Here is a 15,301-nt window from a genome sequence, read left to right as displayed (position 1 = left end):
AGAGGATGCCCTCCAGTACAAGTGATTCCGTTGTTACGATCCAGTTTCGCGACTGATTCACTTGACTCAACCGCCTCACACCCTCGATGCCGCAGCTAGGAGACCACCGATGGAACGCGCATCCCGCGTCCAGCTGGACGAGACCGCCAAGCAGATCATCGAGCAGCTCCAGCAGGACGGCCGCCGCTCCTACGCCGCCATCGGCAAGGCGGTCGGGCTCTCCGAGGCCGCCGTCCGCCAGCGCGTCCAGAAACTCCTCGACACCGGCGTCATGCAGATCGTCGGCGTCACCGACCCGCTCATGCTCGGCTTCTCCCGCCAGATGATGATCGGCGTCAAATGCGAGGGCGACCTGGAGAAGACCGCCGACGAGCTCGCCGGTCTCGACGAGATCGACTACGTCGTCATCACCGCCGGCTCGTTCGACATCCTCCTCGAACTCGTCTGCGAGGACGACGAACGACTCCTCGAACTCCTCGGCCGCATCCGCGCCGTCCCGGGCGTCGTCTCCACCGAAAGCTTCGTCTACCTCAAGCTGCGCAAACAGACCTACTCGTGGGGCACCCGCTGACGACACCCGGCGATTCTCCTTCTCAGTGGGGATGTCCTGACAAGACCTCCCGGCGTACTTTGAGATGCCGCAAGGAAGGAGACCGGCCATGTCTGAGTCGGTTCGCCAGGACCTTCCCGCCACCCAAGCCGACGACCACATCGCCTTCCGGATATCCGCGGAACAGATCCTCGTGATCCGCAAGGCGGCCGAGCTGATCGGCTGGACGGTCACCGACTACGTCCTGTCCACTGCCCTGGACCGGGCCGAACGCGACCTGTACGAACACGCCGCCGCCGTGGAGGCCGCGGCCCCCGCCGACACCGATCCCGACTCGACCGATCCCTACGTAGCCCTACTACTGGCCCTGACCTGACCCACGCGGGCAGTCGCCCCTCACCATGGGCCCAGGCCCCGGCGTGGCGGTGATGCTGTCGGATCATGTCCGTCAGGGGCGTCGTGGTGACGTAGTCATCGGCGTGAGCCATCGAACCCAAGTGGCCGTAAGCCGCTGGTGGCGCCCCCGATTTCGCCCGCACCATGACCCGACACCATCACCGCCACGCGAACACCCCGATCGGGGACGGAAACGCCGGGGGTGAGGGCGTTGCCGAGCGCGATCAGCAGCCGCGGCAGCGGCCCGAACACCCGCGTGGGAAGCACACCCGAAGAGCCCGATCGCCCGGGATCCGACGGTGGCGCCACGGGTCAGGGCGGCGGACACCGGTCACACCCCTGCGATCATGCGCGGTCGGCGAGGGCCCCGGACAGACGCGCGGCGTACTCGGCGGCCTCGGCATCCGACTCATATTTCTGACGCGGCCAGAAGAACCCGCGGAGCCCGTCCTTCCGGTTGCGCGGGACGACATGAACATGCAGGTGCGGCACGCTCTGACTGACCCGGTTGTTCATGGCGACGAACGACCCGGCCGCACCGAGCACCGCCTCCATCGCGGCCGCGAGCCGCTGCGCATGCCCGAAGAACGAGCCGAGCGATTCGGCCGGCAGATCGGTGAGCGTCTCGAAGTGCATGCGCGGTACCAGCAGCGTGTGCCCCTTGAACAGCGGCCGCGTATCCAGAAACGCCACCACGTCCGGGGCGTCCATCACCACATGCGCGGACCGCTCCCCTTCAGCGATCTCGCAGAACACACACCCCGTCGCACCACCCATGCCGCCCATTCTCCCCATCTCCCCCGACCCCCGCCCCCCCGCTCGACCGACCGCACCGTTCAACACCCCCGTCACTCACGATGCACGAACACGTGGCGGCCAGCTAGGACGGGCCATTCTCGACCACACCCGGCGTCCAGACACCCGTGCTTGCCGGGAACGTCCCGTCCTAGGACGGCACATGGCACCAACCGGGATAGCGCCTGAGGCTCGCGACCAGATGCAGATTCCGTGCCCGGCGAGAGCCCTGTACAGCCCGCCCTGCCACCAACGGCCCCGCGCGCGGAAGGCAACCACAACTCCAGCAGGGCAGCGGTTGCGGGTTGTCGCCGACCTGGCCCGGGGTGGGCAGGATCGGCATCGGCAGGCCCCGCCGGTCGACCGCCAGGTGGATCTTGCTGGTCAGCCCGCCCCGGGATCGGCCGGGGGCTTCTCCGTCCACGGCGAGGCGTTCGACCCACGGGCCGGCGTGCCGCCGCCTCGCCCGCTGATTCTGTCGACGCCTCTCATGTGACTGCGTGTTCTCGGTTGCCGTCGACGGGGTTGAGCGGACGGTCAACACTGTCCGTCCGCGAAAGAAAAGCGAGGAAGGATCACTTTGCTGCGTAAAGTCTTGTCGGTGGCCGGTATCGGCCTGGCCGCCGTCCTCATCTCCGCGTCCCCGGCGCACGCCGGCACGGACATCCCGCCGGCCTACAGCGTGGACATGGGCGCCGGCGGTAAGTTCACCTCCACCGGCGAAGCCTTCCAGGTCTGCGATCTCAAGCTGGATGGCCTGCGGGCCCGGATGTACATCAGGTACGTGGTTTACCGCGATCCTGGCCTTACCGTCTGGGAGAACGTCGGTCATCTGGACGACACCACCGCGAACGGCGTCTGCGTGGACAAGAGCATCAACATTCCCGACGGGAAGATCGTCCAATTCAGGATCTGCACGTTCCGGGCGTCGGAGAGCAAGAACGTCAGCTGCAGATGGAGTAAGGAGGGTCGGGCCTAGGCCGCACTGCTGTGCCGGGCATCCGGGGGACGGCACTCACCCGCAAGCTGAGGTCGGCGACGGCGGGGGGATGTGCGCGGCAGCGGCTGGGACACGTTGCCTAACGGGGCTCTTACGCGTGGGGCGCTACCCTCCGGGTCTCATGCGGTTGGAGGGTGTGGCCTTTCGTTACCGCCGGAGGAACCCCTGGGTGCTCAGGGACGTCACCTTGTCGCTTCCTCCCGGCGGCGTGACCGAGGTGACCGGACGCAACGGCGCCGGGAAGTCCACCTTGCTCCGCGTGATCGCCGGCCTGCGCAGGCCGCGCAGGGGCGTCGTCAAGGACAGGCCCGGCCGGGTGGGGTACGCTCCCGAGCGCTTCCCGGTGGACCAGCCGTTCACCGTCCGCACCTACCTCGGCCACATGGCCGCGATCCGCCGTGTCCCCGCGGACGCCGTCGGCACATGGGTGCAGCGGCTCGGTTGCGATCACCTCCTCGATGTGCGGCTTCCCGAGCTCTCGAAGGGCAGCGCGCAGAAGGTCGGCCTCACGCAGGCCCTCATGGGCGACCCGGGTCTCCTCATCCTGGACGAGCCGTTCGCCGGCCTGGACGCGGCTACACGCGACGCGCTGCCCGAATTGATCTCCGAACTCGCGACCGGAGGCACCACCGTGGTCGTCAGCGACCACCAGCGCTGCACCGAAGCCCTCCCGGGCATCGACCGGTTGCATGTGGCCGACGGAACGGTGACCCGACTGGCCTCCGCGGGGGCCCCATGGACCCTGCTGGAGGTCGAGGTTCCCGAGGACGAGGCCGATACCGTGGAGACCAAGCTGCGCGCGGACGGCTACCGGGTGCGGAGGCCCGAGCGATGATCGCGCTCGTCCGGTTCCAGGTCGCGGGCTACCTCCGTTCGCTGCGCGTTCTGCACCCCTTGATCGTCGTGGCACTGGTCGTGGTGCTGGTCTTGATCCAGGGGCCGGGCGGGCCGGACGCCGCCGACCTCGCCGTCGGGACGCTCGGGGACGTGGCAGCGTTCATGTTCCCCATTTGGGCCTGGGCGGCGCGCGCCCTCCTCGACACGCAGCCGGACGAACAACGATCACTGACGGCCACCGCGGCACGCCGCTCTTCCATGCCCATGTGGGCGGGGCTGTTCGCGGCCTACGGCGTGAACCTATGCCTGGGCGTCGCCGCATTGGCGGTTCCTCTCATGCAGGCGATTCAGGTGGGTTCGCCAGGGCGCGCGATCTTGGTGGGTTGTGCGCTCAACTTCCTGGTCGCCGTCCCGGCCACACTGGTCGGCGCGTGGACGAGCCGTGCTCTGATCCCCGATCCCGGCGTCTCCCTGCTGGTGCTTCTGGGCGCTGTCACGGCTCTGGTGCTCCTCGGCATCGGACGGTTCGCCTGGCTCTCCGTCCCGATGATCGAGTGGCTCCGCGCAGCGCATGACGGCCCCCGCGAGTTCATCTCGGACTTCCCCTCCATCGCCCTCCACTTGGCACTCTGGTCCGCGGTCGTCGGCGCCGCCTACATCGCGGCCGCCCGCCATCGCCCCTAACCCGCGGCCACGAGCGGCCCAAGGGAATTCGACGTCAGCACGCGGCACGCCCAGACCCAGATTCATCCACCACCAGCGCCCTGTCAGGGCATCGAGAACCAACCCCGGCCGCCCCTGCACCCCGGACCGCACCCTGACCCGGTCGCCCTGTCCCGGATGGGCCCACGACCTGACCGGGCAGGGCGCCGAGGGTGCGGGCCCAGGAGCGCGTGGTCCTCTTCGTGGCCGACGGCGGGCCCTGACCCCGGCCCCATACCCGGCCTCCCTGTGCCTCGCGGGGGGCGGGGCGCGCTGCCCGTTTATGTGGCTTGCAGGGTCAGCCAGGTTTGTTCCAGGGGGTCGGTTGGGCGAGCGCAGAAGTAGACGCGGCCGGGGTCGCCCCAGTACCAGCCGAGACGGCGGTCGGAGTCGAGTTGGAGCAGGAGGCGCCACTCCTCTACGGCACGCTGCTCGTCCGGGGACAGCGGTGGGGGGCCAGGGGAATCCAGGGGACGGCCCGTCGAGGCGTAAAGGCAGTCGGGGCCGATCGGACGCTGGACGAGGGCCGGCCAGCCGCCCAGTTGGTGGGCGGGCATGTCGTCGGGCCAACTGTGCTGTGACCAGGCGGCGTGCAGTTGCTCGTAGACGGACAGGAAGCCGGTGTAGGCGGCCTCCAGGCGGCGCACGGCTGGTTCCTGCTGTGACGGCAGGGAGAGGAACGGGGTGGCGTGCAGGCGCGTCCGGGGATATGTCAATGCGCCCGGTGGCGGGCCGGCTCCCCGGAGGTCGCCGGTGAAGATGCGCCAGCCGTCCCGCTGCGTGGCCGCGTCGCCCCACGGACGGGGGGTTTCGCTGGCGTAGTAGAACGCGGCCTTGCCGGACGACGGAACACCGGCGATCTCACCGAAGCGGGCGAGGTCGGCGAAGTCGATCGCGCCGAGGAAGTCGAGAGGGCGGCCGTCCCACCTCGGCCAGGGCTCGCCGGGCGGCAGCATCGGGGCGCCACCGAGGTGGACGGGCACGTCGCCCCCGGGGCCGAGCCTCAGCGCCGGCCTGGTCAGGGGGAGCAAGGCGGCGATGATCTCGGGGGTCAGGAAGACGGCCAGGAGGGACCGGAGCCGGCGGTAGTGCGCCGCGAAGTGTTCCATGCACGTAGCGTGACGCCGAGGGGCGGCGGGCCGCGGTGCTCGGCGGAATTGTGGATAACTTCGTCAGTGGCGTTCGAGGGCGCTCGCGAGCTGCAGGAGGAAGCGGTCGACCTCCTGCTCGTCGTAGCCGGGCCCGAGGCGGACGACGCGGAACGCGCTCTCCCGCACGTCGCGGGCGGTCACCGGCGGGGCTATGCCGCGCAGGCCGGCGACGATGCGGTCCAGGAACGCGTCCACGTCCCGGACGTCGTAGCCGGAGCGCAGGCCCGCGCCCGAGAAGCGGGCGTTCTGGATCCAGTTGATCAGCCATGCCGGTTGCGCGCGGGGACGGCCGGGACGCTCGCCCATCGGCGCCATGGCCTGCAGTTCCCTGATGCATTCGCGCACCAGTTCGTCGACGGCGCGGGGCTCGTACCCGCGCAGGACGACGTCGAAGCGGGTCTCCCGCACCTCGTTCGCGGACATCCGCGGTCCGCCGTTCAGCGCCTGCGAGATCCTTCTCAGCAGGGCGTCCACCTGGTTACGGTCGTAGCCCCGCAAGACGACCGGCAGCCGCGTACCCGTCTTCACCGGCACCGTGCTCCTCAGCCCGCGTCCCTGCGGCCGCGAGGCGCCAGGGACACGCTCGCGGCGCGCTCAGTCCTTGGTCGCCGCGGCCAGCTGGCCGCAGGCCCCGTCGATCTCCCTGCCCCGAGTGTCGCGCACCGTGACCGGGATCCCGTGGGCCTCGAGGCGCCGGACGAACTCGCGCTCGTCCTCGGGCCGCGAAGCGGTCCACTTGGAACCCGGCGTTGGGTTCAACGGGATCAGATTGACGTGTACGAGATTCCCGCGCAAGAGCCTGCCGAGAAGATCGGCCCGCCACGCCTGGTCGTTGACGTCCTTGATGAGGGCGTACTCGATCGACACGCGGCGGCCGCTGCGGTCGGCGTAGGCCCAGGCGGCGTCCAGAACCTCGGCGACCTTCCAGCGGTTGTTGACGGGTACCAGGTCGTCGCGTAGCTCGTCGTCGGGCGCGTGCAGGGACACCGCCAGCCGCACGGACATGTCCTCGGCGGCGAGTCTCTCGATCGCCGGGACCAGCCCGACAGTGGAAACGGTCACCGAGCGCTGGGAGATGCCCAGGCCGGCAGGTGCCGGATCGGTGATGCGGCGTACCGCGCCTATGACGGCCTTGTAGTTGGCCAGCGGCTCACCCATCCCCATGAAGACGATGTTGGAGACGCGTCCGGGACCGCCTGGGATGCGGCCACGGGCCAGTGCGCGCGCGCCGGCGGTGACCTGTTCGACTATCTCGGCCGTGGAAAGGTTGCGGGTGAGTCCTGCCTGGCCGGTCGCGCAGAACGGGCAGTTCATGCCGCACCCGGCCTGGGATGAGACGCACATCGTGGACCGGTCCGGGTAGCGCATCAGCACCGACTCGAACAGGACACCGTCGAACGCCTTCCAGACGGTCTTCAGCGTGGTGCCGTCGTCGCAGTCCATCTCGCGCACCGGGGTCAGCAGCGACGGCAGCAGCTCGGACACGAGACGCTCGCGGACGGCGGCGGGCAGGTCCGTCATCTTCGCCGGGTCGTCGACCAGGCGGGCGAAGTAGTGCCGCGACAGCTGGTCGGCGCGGAACGGCTTCTCGCCCAGCTCGGCGACCGCCGCACGGCGTTCCGCGGACGTGAGGTCGGCGAGATGCCTCGGCGGCTTGCCGCGCCTCGGGGCCGCGAAGACGAGCTTCGCCGGGGTCTTCTCGGGCGCGGAGCCGGGCGCGGAGCCGGTGGTGGCGGGCTGGGTGGTAGACATGGTCCTTCCAGTGTCGCAAACACCGGCCCGTGCCTCGTCCGTCTGCGGCCACGCATCTTTACCCGTACCACGACATTCCTGCACATGACCTTGTGTGCGACTAAGGTCTCGATCATGTCGGTTTTGCGCAGGGGTTCCGCCTCGTCCCGGGGATCCACGGCCACGGTCGTCCACGCCGCGGCCAGCCCGTACGGCAGCCGGCGGCTCACCATCGAGACCGACGGTGACGTCACTGCGGCCTACCTGAAGGACGCGCGGGACTCGGTGGTCGGGGCGGTCTGGGTCGGGAATCACCGCAAGGCCCCGCCGGAACTGGACCAATCCCGCCTGGACGCGGGCCGTGCCCCGCTTCTGCCCGAATCCCACGTTCGCCAACCGGCCGGACGCAAGGCACTGGACGCCGAGGGCCTGGAGGTCGTCTGGTTCGAGGAGGGCGACGGCGTGGCCGTCCTCGAGGCCGGAGACCCGCTGTTCGTGATCCCCGGCTGGTCCGACATGGGACGCGGCATCCCCGGCTACGCCCGTGACGCCACGCGGCAGAGCCCGTTCGCCTTCCCCCTGGACGAGGAGATCGAGGACTTCGGGCCTCGCATCGACCGGGCGCGCGAGCACTGGAAGATGTGCCGCGCCGACGACTCCTGGGCGGAGTTCCAGCAGTCGGTGCTCGGCCACTTGCTGCAACGCCTCGGGCCAGGCGGCCACTACTGGCACGATGTCGGCCGGCAACTGGGCAGCGGGCGTACGGGCGTGGCCCCGACGGTGGGCGTGTCCGAGCGTCCTGCGCGGGGCGACCGCGAGTTCACCGTACTGAGCACGGTCGGAATGTGCCGCCAACGGATGCCGACCGTCGAACTGTACGAAGACGACGTCGCCCCATACGGGCGAATAGAACTGGCCGTCGCGAGCACTCTGCCCAGCCAGCGGGCAGGCAGCATATTCCCGTGGCTGGCGCAGTATCCATGGCGGTCGGTGACGTGGTTCGCCCCAGGCGATGTCGTCAAGTGGTACCACGAGGCCCGCACGTTCCCTCTCGGCAACGACGAGGTGAAGTGGGAGGGCGTGCTTCTTCTGGACGATCCGAGCCGTATGGCGGGTCCTGAGGCCCCGGGTCTGACCGGCCTGACCCTCAACGGCGACCCCGTCCGGTGGCTGTGGCTGGTGCCCATCACCGGAGAAGAACACCGCTACGCCAAGAACGAAGGGTCGGACGCGCTCATCCGGCGTCTCGCCCAGCAAGGCCGTTCCTGGGTGGTCTCCTAAGGGACGCCGCGCCCCGACTGCAGGCGAACGTCCTAGCTCGGGACGAACAGCTCCAGGAGAAGCCAGACGACGGGGGCCGTCGCGACCAGGGAGTCGAGGCGGTCCATCACTCCGCCGTGGCCGGGAAGGAGCGTTCCCATGTCCTTGATCCCGAGGTCACGCTTGACCATCGACTCGACGAGGTCCCCGGCGGTAGCGGTGACCACGGCGGCGAGGCCGACCAGCACGCCCTGCCAGATCTGGCCGCCGTCCAGCAGCCACCACACCAGCCAGCCGCCGACGAGCATGCACATGAGGGCCGAGCCTGTGACGCCCTCCCAGGTCTTCTTGGGGCTGATCGTGGGCGCCATCTTGTGCTTGCCGAGGAACGACCCCGCGAAGTAGCCGCCGGTGTCGCTGGCGACCGTGATGGCGACGAAGATGACGGTGCGGTGGTCACCGTCGTCCGGACGCATGAGGAGCGCGACGATCCCGCCCATCAGCACCAGGTAGCCGGTCAGGAGCGCCCCGGCGGCGACGTCCCGCACGTACCCGTCGGCGCCCTCCATCATCCGCGTCATCAGCAACGCGAGGATCGTGAGGGAGACCGCGGCGACCGTGGCGGTGGGCCCCCACACGTAGGACACGACCGGTGTGCCGACCATGCCCGTCGCGACGGGGATGAACGGGACGCCGATGTCGCGGCTCTTGAACCCGTCGGTCAGCTCACGGATCCCGAGCAAGAGGAACACGACCATCACGGCAAGGAAGATCTCCTTGACCGTGTAGAGAGAGAGCAGCACCAACGCGCCGAGAGCGGCGCCCACGCCGATGGCGAGCGGAAGGTTGCGGCCGGTCTTGCTCTCGCGCTTGCCTTCGGACGCCGCAGAGGACCCATCGTCGGACGACGCGTCATCCGACGCCGCATCAGCGGAAGACCCGCCCGCACGGGACGCGCCGGCATTTGGTGGGTGTGGGCCTGCAGAGGGGGTGGCGCCGGTGGGGGTGGGGCCGGAGGACGGGGTGTCCTCGGGGGAGGTGTCCGGTACGTGCCCGGCCATGTCGGCCCCCGGCTCATCCGGGGAACCCGAGGGCTCCCCGGCGTCGTCGATTTTCATCAGACTTCGAGCAGTTCGGCCTTCTTGTGCTCGAGCAGTTCGTCGATCTGCGCCACGTAGCGGTGCGTGACGTCGTCGAGCTCCTTCTCGGCACGGTGGACCTCGTCCTCGCCGGCCTCGCCGTCCTTGGCGAGCTTGTCGAGCGTGTCCTTGGCACGCCGGCGGACGTTACGGATCGCGATCTTGCTGTCCTCGGCCTTGCCGCCCGCGACCTTGATGTACTCCCGCCGGCGCTCCTCCGACAACTCGGGGAAGACCACCCGGATGACGTTGCCGTCGTTGGTGGGGTTCACGCCCAGGTCACTGTCGCGGATCGCCCTCTCCACCGCCTGCATGGACGACTTGTCGAAGACCTGGACGATGACCATCCGCGGCTCCGGCAGCGTGAACGACGCGAGCTGGTTGATCGGCGTCTGCGTCCCGTAGTACTCGGCGGTGATCTTGTTGAACATCAGGGGGGTGATGCGGCCGGTGCGGATGGCCTGGAAGTCCTCCTTGGCGACCGCGACCGCCTTCTCCATCTTCTCCTCGGCTTCGAGGAGGGTCTCGTCGATCACTGTGACTCCCATGTCATCTGGTCGGCCCTGGTCCTACGGTTCCACATTGCGTTCCGCGCCGCGTCACGCACTGCGGTTCCGGGCTGTGGTCAGCCCTCCGCCGGGCTGACCAGCGTGCCGATCTTCTCACCCCGGACTGCCCGGACGATGTTGCCTTGCCCCATGAGATCGAAGACCACGATGGGGAGCGCGTTGTCCATGCAGAGGCTGATGGCCGTGGCGTCCATGACCTTCAGACCCCGCTGTAGAACTTCACCGTAATCCAAGCGGTCGAACTTGACCGCGTCAGGATTTTTTCTTGGATCTGCATCGTAGACACCGTCCACCTGAGTGGCCTTCAGTACGGCCTCGGCGCCGATCTCCAGCGCGCGCTGGGCGGCGGTGGTGTCGGTGGAGAAGAACGGCTGTCCGAGGCCCGCCCCGAAGATGACGACGCGGCCCTTCTCCAGGTGGCGGATGGCGCGCCGCGGAATGTACGGCTCGGCCACCTGGCTCATGGTGATCGCGGTCTGCACGCGGGTGTCGAGGCCCAGCTTCTCCAGGAAGTCCTGCAGGGCCAGGCAGTTGATGACGGTGCCGATCATCCCCATGTAGTCGGCGCGGCCGCGGTCCATGCCGCGCTCGGCCATGACGGCGCCGCGGAACATGTTGCCTCCGCCGCAGACGACCGCCACCTGCACGCCGTCGCGTACGGCCTCGGCGATGGCCTCCGCCACATGCTGGACGATCTCGGGATCGATGCCGAGCGGGTCACGTCCGGCGAAGGCCTCCCCCGAGAGCTTCAGCAGCACCCGCTTCCAGCCCGCGCGTGGCGCGTGCTGGACGGATGCGCGCCGGCCGGCCTCATGCCGACCGGTTTCGGGCCGACCGGACGAGGTGCCGCCGGACGCGTTGCCGCCGGACCCGTTCCGGTCGGACGCGCCCTGATCGGCGACGTCCCGATCGGACGACGAGGCCGCCGTCGCGCTAGTGGTCGTCTTGTCCGGCACGTCGGCGGCCTCCTCGTTGCTTCGCGGTATCTGTCGGGTACCCGTCTCCAGAGTGCCCCTACGCCTGCCCGACCTTGAACCGGGCGAAGCGCACGACCTTCACGCCGGCCTCATCGAGGACCTTCGCGATCGTCTTCTTGTTGTCCTTGACGAACGCCTGCTCCGGCAGCACGAAGTCGCGGAAGTAGGCGTTCACCCGGCCCTCGACGATCTTCGGGATGGCCTGCTCGGGCTTGCCCTCGTCGCGGGTGAGCTGCTCGGCGAGCGCCCGCTCCTTCTCGACCACCTCGGCGGGGATCTCCTCGCGGGTGAGGTACCGGGGGGCCATCGCCGCGATCTGCTGGGCGACGTCCTTGGCGACCTGGGGGTTCTCGCCGTCCAGCTCGACCAGGACGCCGGTGCTCGGCGGCAGGGACGGGTCGGACTTGTGCAGGTAGCTGGCCACGTAAGCGCCCTGGAAGTGGGCGAAGTGGCGCAGCTCGACCTTCTCGCCGATCGTGGCGCTGTTCTCCTCGATCAGCGCCTGCACGGTCTTGCCCGGCTCGATCTCGGCGGTCAGCAGTGCGGGGGCGTCGGCGGCGCCGCTTCCGGCGGCGAACTCGACCAGGCGGTTCGCCAGCTCGATGAACTGCTCGTTCTTGGCGACGAAGTCGGTCTCGCAGTTGAGTTCGAGGAGTGCCCCGTCACCGGAGTTCGCAAAGTACTCGGCGACCAGGCCGTTGGCGGCGGTGCGCTCGGCGCGCTTGCCGACGTCCTTGGCGCCCTTGAGGCGCAGCAGCTCCGTGGCCTTCTCGAAGTCGCCGTCCGCCTCGGTGAGGGCGTTCTTCACGGCCATCATGCCGGAGCCGGTCAGGTCGCGTAGCCGCTTGACGTCAGCGGCGGTGAAGTTAGCCATCGCTCTCTTCGCTTCTCTCGTCGTTGGTCGTGGGACCCGCGACGGTCCGGCGGCGCCCAGGCGGGGCCGCCGGACCACGGGATCAAGCCTGCTCGGCCTCGGCGGGCTTCGGGGCCTCCGGCGCCGGCGTCTCCGCCTCTGCCTCCGCCGTTGCCTCGGAGCTCGCGGCGGGCTCGGCGGGGGCTTCTGCAGCTACCTCTGCCGCAGGCTCCGCCGGAGCCTCCACGGGGGCCTCTGCCGGGGCCTCCGCGGGGGCCTCCGCAGCGGCTTCGGCGGGGGCCTCCGCCGGGGCCGCTGCGGCGTCCTCCGCCGGCTTGTTCTCCAGCAGGTCGCGCTCCCACTCGGCCAGCGGCTCGGCGGCACCGGCGGCGGCGCCCTCGGCGGGCTTCTCGTCGCCACCGGGGGCGGCGCCCGCGCGGGCGATCAGGCCGTCGGCGACGGAGTCGGCGACGACGCGGGTCAGCAGGCTGACGCTGCGGATCGCGTCGTCGTTGCCCGGGACCGGGTAGTCGACCTCGTCGGGGTCGCAGTTCGTGTCCAGGATCGCCACGACCGGGATGCCGAGCTTCTTGGCCTCGTTGACCGCGATGTGCTCCTTCTTGGTGTCCACGATCCAGATGGCGCTCGGAACCTTCGCCATGTCGCGGATACCGCCGAGGGTGCGCTCCAGCTTGTCCTTCTCACGGCGCAGCCCGAGAAGCTCCTTCTTGGTCATCCCGGAGCCGGCCACGTCGTCGTAGTTGATCTCCTCCAGCTCCTTGAGCCGGGTGAGCCGCTTGTGGACGGTGGAGAAGTTGGTGAGCATGCCGCCCAGCCAGCGCTGGTTGACGTAGGGCATGCCGACCCGCGTCGCCTGCTCGGCGATGGACTCCTGGGCCTGCTTCTTCGTGCCGACGAACAGGATCGTCCCGCCGTGGGCGACCGTGGCCTTGACGAACTCGAACGCGCGGTCGATGTAGGACAGCGACTGCTGCAGGTCGATGATGTAGATGCCGTTGCGCTCGGTGAGAATGAAGCGCTTCATCTTCGGGTTCCACCGGCGAGTCTGGTGACCGAAGTGGACGCCGCTCTCTAGGAGCTGCCTCATGGTGACGACGGGTGCCATTGCCCGTACTCTCCTTCTCTGGGCCCTGCCGGGCCGCATTTGGTTATCTGCCTACGCCCGGGTGTCGTCCCACCGTCGCCGTTGCGACGGACCGAGGGACGGCGCCCCACCATGTCTGCGGTGGCATGCGGACGCGTGAAATCAGCCGCCGGGGAACCCCAGGCGGCTGTGACCCGTTCCCGGGTCTGTGACTCCTCCGCTCACCGGGAGCGGCTTCTCATCTCTCCGCCCTGGGGACGGATCGGCGACGGCCTGGCCCTGGCCGGTGTCCTCTCGGGCACTCCTACAGATTATCAGGGCGCGGAGGTGTCCGGGAATCAACGGCCTCGGGAGTTATCCACAGTTCGCGGGCCTCGCCGCGGCCCGCGCGCCGGACCGGCAGGGTTCGATTCATGACGCTGCTGACGATGCTCCTCACCTGCGTGATCGCCACCGGGACACCGGGCCTGGACGCTTGGCGGTGGCCCTTGGGACCACCCGTCCCCAAGGTCATCCGGGCTTTCGCTCCGCCCGCGTCCCCGTGGGGTGCGGGCCACCGTGGCGTGGACCTCGCGGCCCGCCCGGGGCAGCCCGTGTACGCCGCCGGCCCGGGGCGCGTCTCCTACGCCGACCGCTTGGCGGGACGTGGCGTCATCGCGATCGACCACGGCGCGCTGCGCACCACCTACCTGCCCGTCCGTCCCAGTGTCCGCGCGGGCCGCCGGGTCGCGTCCGGCACCCGGATCGGCGTCCTGGAGGTCGGCCTGGTCCACTGCACGGCGTCGTGCCTGCACTGGGGGCTGCGCCGCGGCTCCCTCTACCTGGACCCGCTCAGTCTCGTGCAGCGCCAGGTGCGCCTGCTCCCCCTCTGGTCGCAGCCCTCACCATCGGCGCCCCAGCGCGCCCCCGCGCCTTCGCACGAGCCGAGGATGACCCTGCGTGACGCGACCACGGCAACGGGCGGGGCGCTGACAGGCATGGTCTTGGCCTTCACACTGGCCTTCGCCTGGCGCCGAACCCGCGCCCGCTACCGCCTGCGCCGTCCGCCCTCAGGCGTCGTCGACCTATCCCGCGAACGCCGCCTACGCCGCACCCCCTGATCCCGCGGCCCCAGCCAAACGCCCCCATCCCCGCCCACGGGAACGCCGACACTCTCAACTGAATGCCGCCAGCGCCACACACCCTGACCGTCCCTGGCGCACCCGCCCTCTCCCAAAGGGGCGGGACGGCAGTCCGGCGCGGCGCAGCACAGCACGAACAGGCCATTGCGGGCCAAGTGTGGGCTGGGTAAGCGCTCAGGTTCTGGCCTAGTCGGTCTGGGCGCCGCGGGGATGCGCCTGACGGTGGACTTGTTTGAGGCGCGCGGCGGACACGTGGGTGTAGATCTGCGTGGTCTGCAGGGAGGCGTGGCCGAGGATCTCCTGGACGCTGCGCAGGTCGGCTCCGCCTTCGAGCAAGTGGGTGGCGGCGCTGTGGCGCAGCCCGTGCGGGCTCAGGTCGGGCACCTGGCCGACCTCGGAGATCCGCTCGTGGACGATGCGGCGCGCACTGGTCGGGTGGAGGCGGGCCCCACGGACTCCCAGGAAGAGGGCGGGGCCACTGCCCTCGGTCACCAGTACGGGCCGTCCCGCACGCAACCAGTCCTGGACGGCGCGGGCGGCGGGTTCGCCCATGGGGACGGTGCGTTCCCGTCCGCCCTTGCCGAGGACGCGTACCGTCCCGCGACCGGTGTCCAGGTCGTCGATGTCGAGGCCGCAGAGCTCGCTGACTCGGACGCCGGTCCCATAGAGCGTCTCCAGGACGGCCAGATCGCGGAGCCCCACCGGGCCCTGCGCGTCCATGGTGTCAAGCAGACGTGCAGCATCGCCCTGGGTGAGCACCCCAGGCAGATCACGCTGGCGTTTGGGCGTGCCCAGCAGTAGCCCGGGATCGTCCTGGAGCAGGCCGCGCCGGTGCAGATGCCGTGTGAACGCGCGCGCGGCGGCCGTCCGGCGGGCAAGGGTGGCGCGGGATCGTCCCAGAGCGTGCTGGCGGGCGAGCCAGGCACGTAGCAGCGGCACGTCCAAACCCGCGGGTTCCGTCACGCCGGCGTCGGCGGCGTAGCCGGTCAGGTCGCTCAGATCACCGAGATAGGCCCGCAGCGTATGCGGCGATACGTCGCGTTCGGCGCGCAGATGCCGCTCGAAGTCGCGGATGGCGTCCTGAAGCGCGTTGGTCACAGCGTCACGCTCCGCCA

General features: G+C 69.7%; 17 protein-coding genes and 1 pseudogene. 7 read left to right on the top strand and 11 right to left on the bottom strand.

Translation table 11 applies throughout. The features are described 5' to 3' along the window. Window positions 1-109: 109 nt before the first annotated feature. Both ACTWPP_RS32375 and ACTWPP_RS32370 read left to right on the top strand, forming a co-directional pair. On the top strand, window positions 110-571 hold the full coding sequence (locus ACTWPP_RS32375; protein ID WP_443108180.1) for an Lrp/AsnC family transcriptional regulator: 462 nt from the start codon (window positions 110-112) through the stop codon (window positions 569-571). 88 nt (window positions 572-659) lie between these two features. Beyond that, complete coding sequence (locus tag ACTWPP_RS32370) at window positions 660-926, top strand: type II toxin -antitoxin system TacA 1-like antitoxin (RefSeq protein ID WP_443108179.1); 267 nt, start codon at window positions 660-662, stop codon at window positions 924-926. Between the two features lie 365 nt (window positions 927-1,291). Here ACTWPP_RS32370 and ACTWPP_RS32365 read toward each other — a convergent pair whose 3' ends face one another. Further along, window positions 1,292-1,723, bottom strand: a complete 432-nt coding sequence (locus ACTWPP_RS32365; RefSeq protein WP_443108178.1) for an HIT family protein — start codon at window positions 1,721-1,723, stop codon at window positions 1,292-1,294. A gap of 325 nt (window positions 1,724-2,048) precedes the next feature. Then, window positions 2,049-2,153, bottom strand: a pseudogene (locus tag ACTWPP_RS32360) (IS5-like element IS711 family transposase); the annotation flags it as partial. 189 nt (window positions 2,154-2,342) lie between these two features. Between ACTWPP_RS32360 and ACTWPP_RS32355 the strand changes: the two are divergent. From ACTWPP_RS32355 to ACTWPP_RS32345, 3 genes are all read left to right on the top strand, one after another. Continuing rightward, on the top strand, window positions 2,343-2,720 hold the full coding sequence (locus tag ACTWPP_RS32355) for a hypothetical protein (protein ID WP_443108177.1): 378 nt from the start codon (window positions 2,343-2,345) through the stop codon (window positions 2,718-2,720). 190 nt (window positions 2,721-2,910) lie between these two features. After that, window positions 2,911-3,576, top strand: coding sequence for an ATP-binding cassette domain-containing protein (locus ACTWPP_RS32350; protein WP_443108176.1), 666 nt, complete (start codon window positions 2,911-2,913; stop codon window positions 3,574-3,576). After that, entirely contained in the window at window positions 3,573-4,262 is a 690-nt protein-coding gene (locus ACTWPP_RS32345) for a hypothetical protein (protein WP_443108175.1), read from the top strand. The genes ACTWPP_RS32350 and ACTWPP_RS32345 overlap by 4 nt, the downstream gene beginning before the upstream one ends. A 299-nt stretch (window positions 4,263-4,561) precedes the next feature. Here ACTWPP_RS32345 and ACTWPP_RS32340 read toward each other — a convergent pair whose 3' ends face one another. From ACTWPP_RS32340 to rlmN, 3 genes are all read right to left on the bottom strand, one after another. After that, window positions 4,562-5,389: a DUF1963 domain-containing protein gene (locus ACTWPP_RS32340; RefSeq protein WP_443108174.1), complete on the bottom strand. Its 828-nt coding sequence runs from the start codon at window positions 5,387-5,389 to the stop codon at window positions 4,562-4,564. Between the two features lie 63 nt (window positions 5,390-5,452). After that, the gene (locus ACTWPP_RS32335; protein WP_443108173.1) at window positions 5,453-5,959 is read right to left on the bottom strand and encodes a DivIVA domain-containing protein; all 507 of its coding nucleotides are present in this window, start codon (window positions 5,957-5,959) and stop codon (window positions 5,453-5,455) included. A 66-nt stretch (window positions 5,960-6,025) separates the two neighbouring features. Further along, window positions 6,026-7,183 carry a 23S rRNA (adenine(2503)-C(2))-methyltransferase RlmN gene (rlmN, locus tag ACTWPP_RS32330; protein ID WP_443108172.1) on the bottom strand — a complete coding sequence of 386 codons (1,158 nt, stop codon included), beginning with the start codon at window positions 7,181-7,183 and terminating at the stop codon, window positions 6,026-6,028. A 114-nt stretch (window positions 7,184-7,297) separates the two neighbouring features. Between rlmN and ACTWPP_RS32325 the strand changes: the two genes are divergently transcribed. After that, a complete protein-coding gene (locus ACTWPP_RS32325; RefSeq protein ID WP_443108171.1) occupies window positions 7,298-8,443 on the top strand; it encodes a suppressor of fused domain protein in 1,146 nt (381 codons plus the stop codon). A 32-nt stretch (window positions 8,444-8,475) separates the two neighbouring features. On the opposite strand, the gene ACTWPP_RS32320 is transcribed toward ACTWPP_RS32325, so the two are convergent. The 5 genes from ACTWPP_RS32320 to rpsB all read right to left on the bottom strand — a co-directional run bounded on the left by ACTWPP_RS32320 (window position 8,476) and on the right by rpsB (window position 13,086). Then, window positions 8,476-9,540: a phosphatidate cytidylyltransferase gene (locus ACTWPP_RS32320; RefSeq protein WP_443108170.1), complete on the bottom strand. Its 1,065-nt coding sequence runs from the start codon at window positions 9,538-9,540 to the stop codon at window positions 8,476-8,478. After that, entirely contained in the window at window positions 9,540-10,097 is a 558-nt protein-coding gene (gene frr, locus ACTWPP_RS32315) for a ribosome recycling factor (protein ID WP_443108169.1), read from the bottom strand. The genes ACTWPP_RS32320 and frr overlap by 1 nt, the downstream gene beginning before the upstream one ends. 89 nt (window positions 10,098-10,186) lie before the next feature. After that, on the bottom strand, window positions 10,187-10,888 hold the full coding sequence (gene pyrH, locus ACTWPP_RS32310) for a UMP kinase (protein ID WP_443108216.1): 702 nt from the start codon (window positions 10,886-10,888) through the stop codon (window positions 10,187-10,189). A 256-nt stretch (window positions 10,889-11,144) separates the two neighbouring features. Next, window positions 11,145-11,981: a translation elongation factor Ts gene (gene tsf / locus ACTWPP_RS32305; protein WP_443108168.1), complete on the bottom strand. Its 837-nt coding sequence runs from the start codon at window positions 11,979-11,981 to the stop codon at window positions 11,145-11,147. A gap of 82 nt (window positions 11,982-12,063) precedes the next feature. Next, window positions 12,064-13,086 (bottom strand): 30S ribosomal protein S2, encoded by a 1,023-nt coding sequence (gene rpsB, locus ACTWPP_RS32300; RefSeq protein WP_443108167.1) that lies wholly within the window; start codon window positions 13,084-13,086, stop codon window positions 12,064-12,066. 392 nt (window positions 13,087-13,478) lie between these two features. Between rpsB and ACTWPP_RS32295 the strand changes: the two genes are divergently transcribed. Continuing rightward, entirely contained in the window at window positions 13,479-14,165 is a 687-nt protein-coding gene (locus ACTWPP_RS32295) for a M23 family metallopeptidase (RefSeq protein ID WP_443108166.1), read from the top strand. A gap of 207 nt (window positions 14,166-14,372) precedes the next feature. Here the strand turns inward: ACTWPP_RS32295 and ACTWPP_RS32290 are convergent, their stop codons facing one another. Beyond that, entirely contained in the window at window positions 14,373-15,284 is a 912-nt protein-coding gene (locus ACTWPP_RS32290) for a tyrosine recombinase XerC (protein WP_443108165.1), read from the bottom strand. Window positions 15,285-15,301 lie beyond the last annotated feature (17 nt).

It is taken from the genome of Actinomadura sp. 3N407 (genome assembly GCF_052245875.1).
GTDB lineage: Bacteria > Actinomycetota > Actinomycetes > Streptosporangiales > Streptosporangiaceae > Spirillospora.
Note: the sequence above shows the minus strand (reverse complement) of the source record. Positions and strands in the feature narration are given on the sequence as shown.

Bases quoted from the DNA above. Each gene is read 5' to 3' on its own strand.
- ACTWPP_RS32320 (WP_443108170.1), bottom strand. From the start codon at position 9,540: ATGAAAATCGACGACGCCGGGGAGCCCTCGGGTTCCCCGGATGAGCCG.
- ACTWPP_RS32295 (WP_443108166.1), top strand. From the start codon at position 13,479: ATGACGCTGCTGACGATGCTCCTCACCTGCGTGATCGCCACCGGGACA.
- ACTWPP_RS32325 (WP_443108171.1), top strand. From the start codon at position 7,298: ATGTCGGTTTTGCGCAGGGGTTCCGCCTCGTCCCGGGGATCCACGGCC.
- ACTWPP_RS32365 (WP_443108178.1), bottom strand. From the start codon at position 1,723: ATGGGTGGTGCGACGGGGTGTGTGTTCTGCGAGATCGCTGAAGGGGAG.
- ACTWPP_RS32375 (WP_443108180.1), top strand. From the start codon at position 110: ATGGAACGCGCATCCCGCGTCCAGCTGGACGAGACCGCCAAGCAGATC.
- ACTWPP_RS32345 (WP_443108175.1), top strand. From the start codon at position 3,573: ATGATCGCGCTCGTCCGGTTCCAGGTCGCGGGCTACCTCCGTTCGCTG.
- ACTWPP_RS32340 (WP_443108174.1), bottom strand. From the start codon at position 5,389: ATGGAACACTTCGCGGCGCACTACCGCCGGCTCCGGTCCCTCCTGGCC.
- rlmN (WP_443108172.1), bottom strand. From the start codon at position 7,183: ATGTCTACCACCCAGCCCGCCACCACCGGCTCCGCGCCCGGCTCCGCG.
- rpsB (WP_443108167.1), bottom strand. From the start codon at position 13,086: ATGGCACCCGTCGTCACCATGAGGCAGCTCCTAGAGAGCGGCGTCCAC.
- tsf (WP_443108168.1), bottom strand. From the start codon at position 11,981: ATGGCTAACTTCACCGCCGCTGACGTCAAGCGGCTACGCGACCTGACC.
- ACTWPP_RS32370 (WP_443108179.1), top strand. From the start codon at position 660: ATGTCTGAGTCGGTTCGCCAGGACCTTCCCGCCACCCAAGCCGACGAC.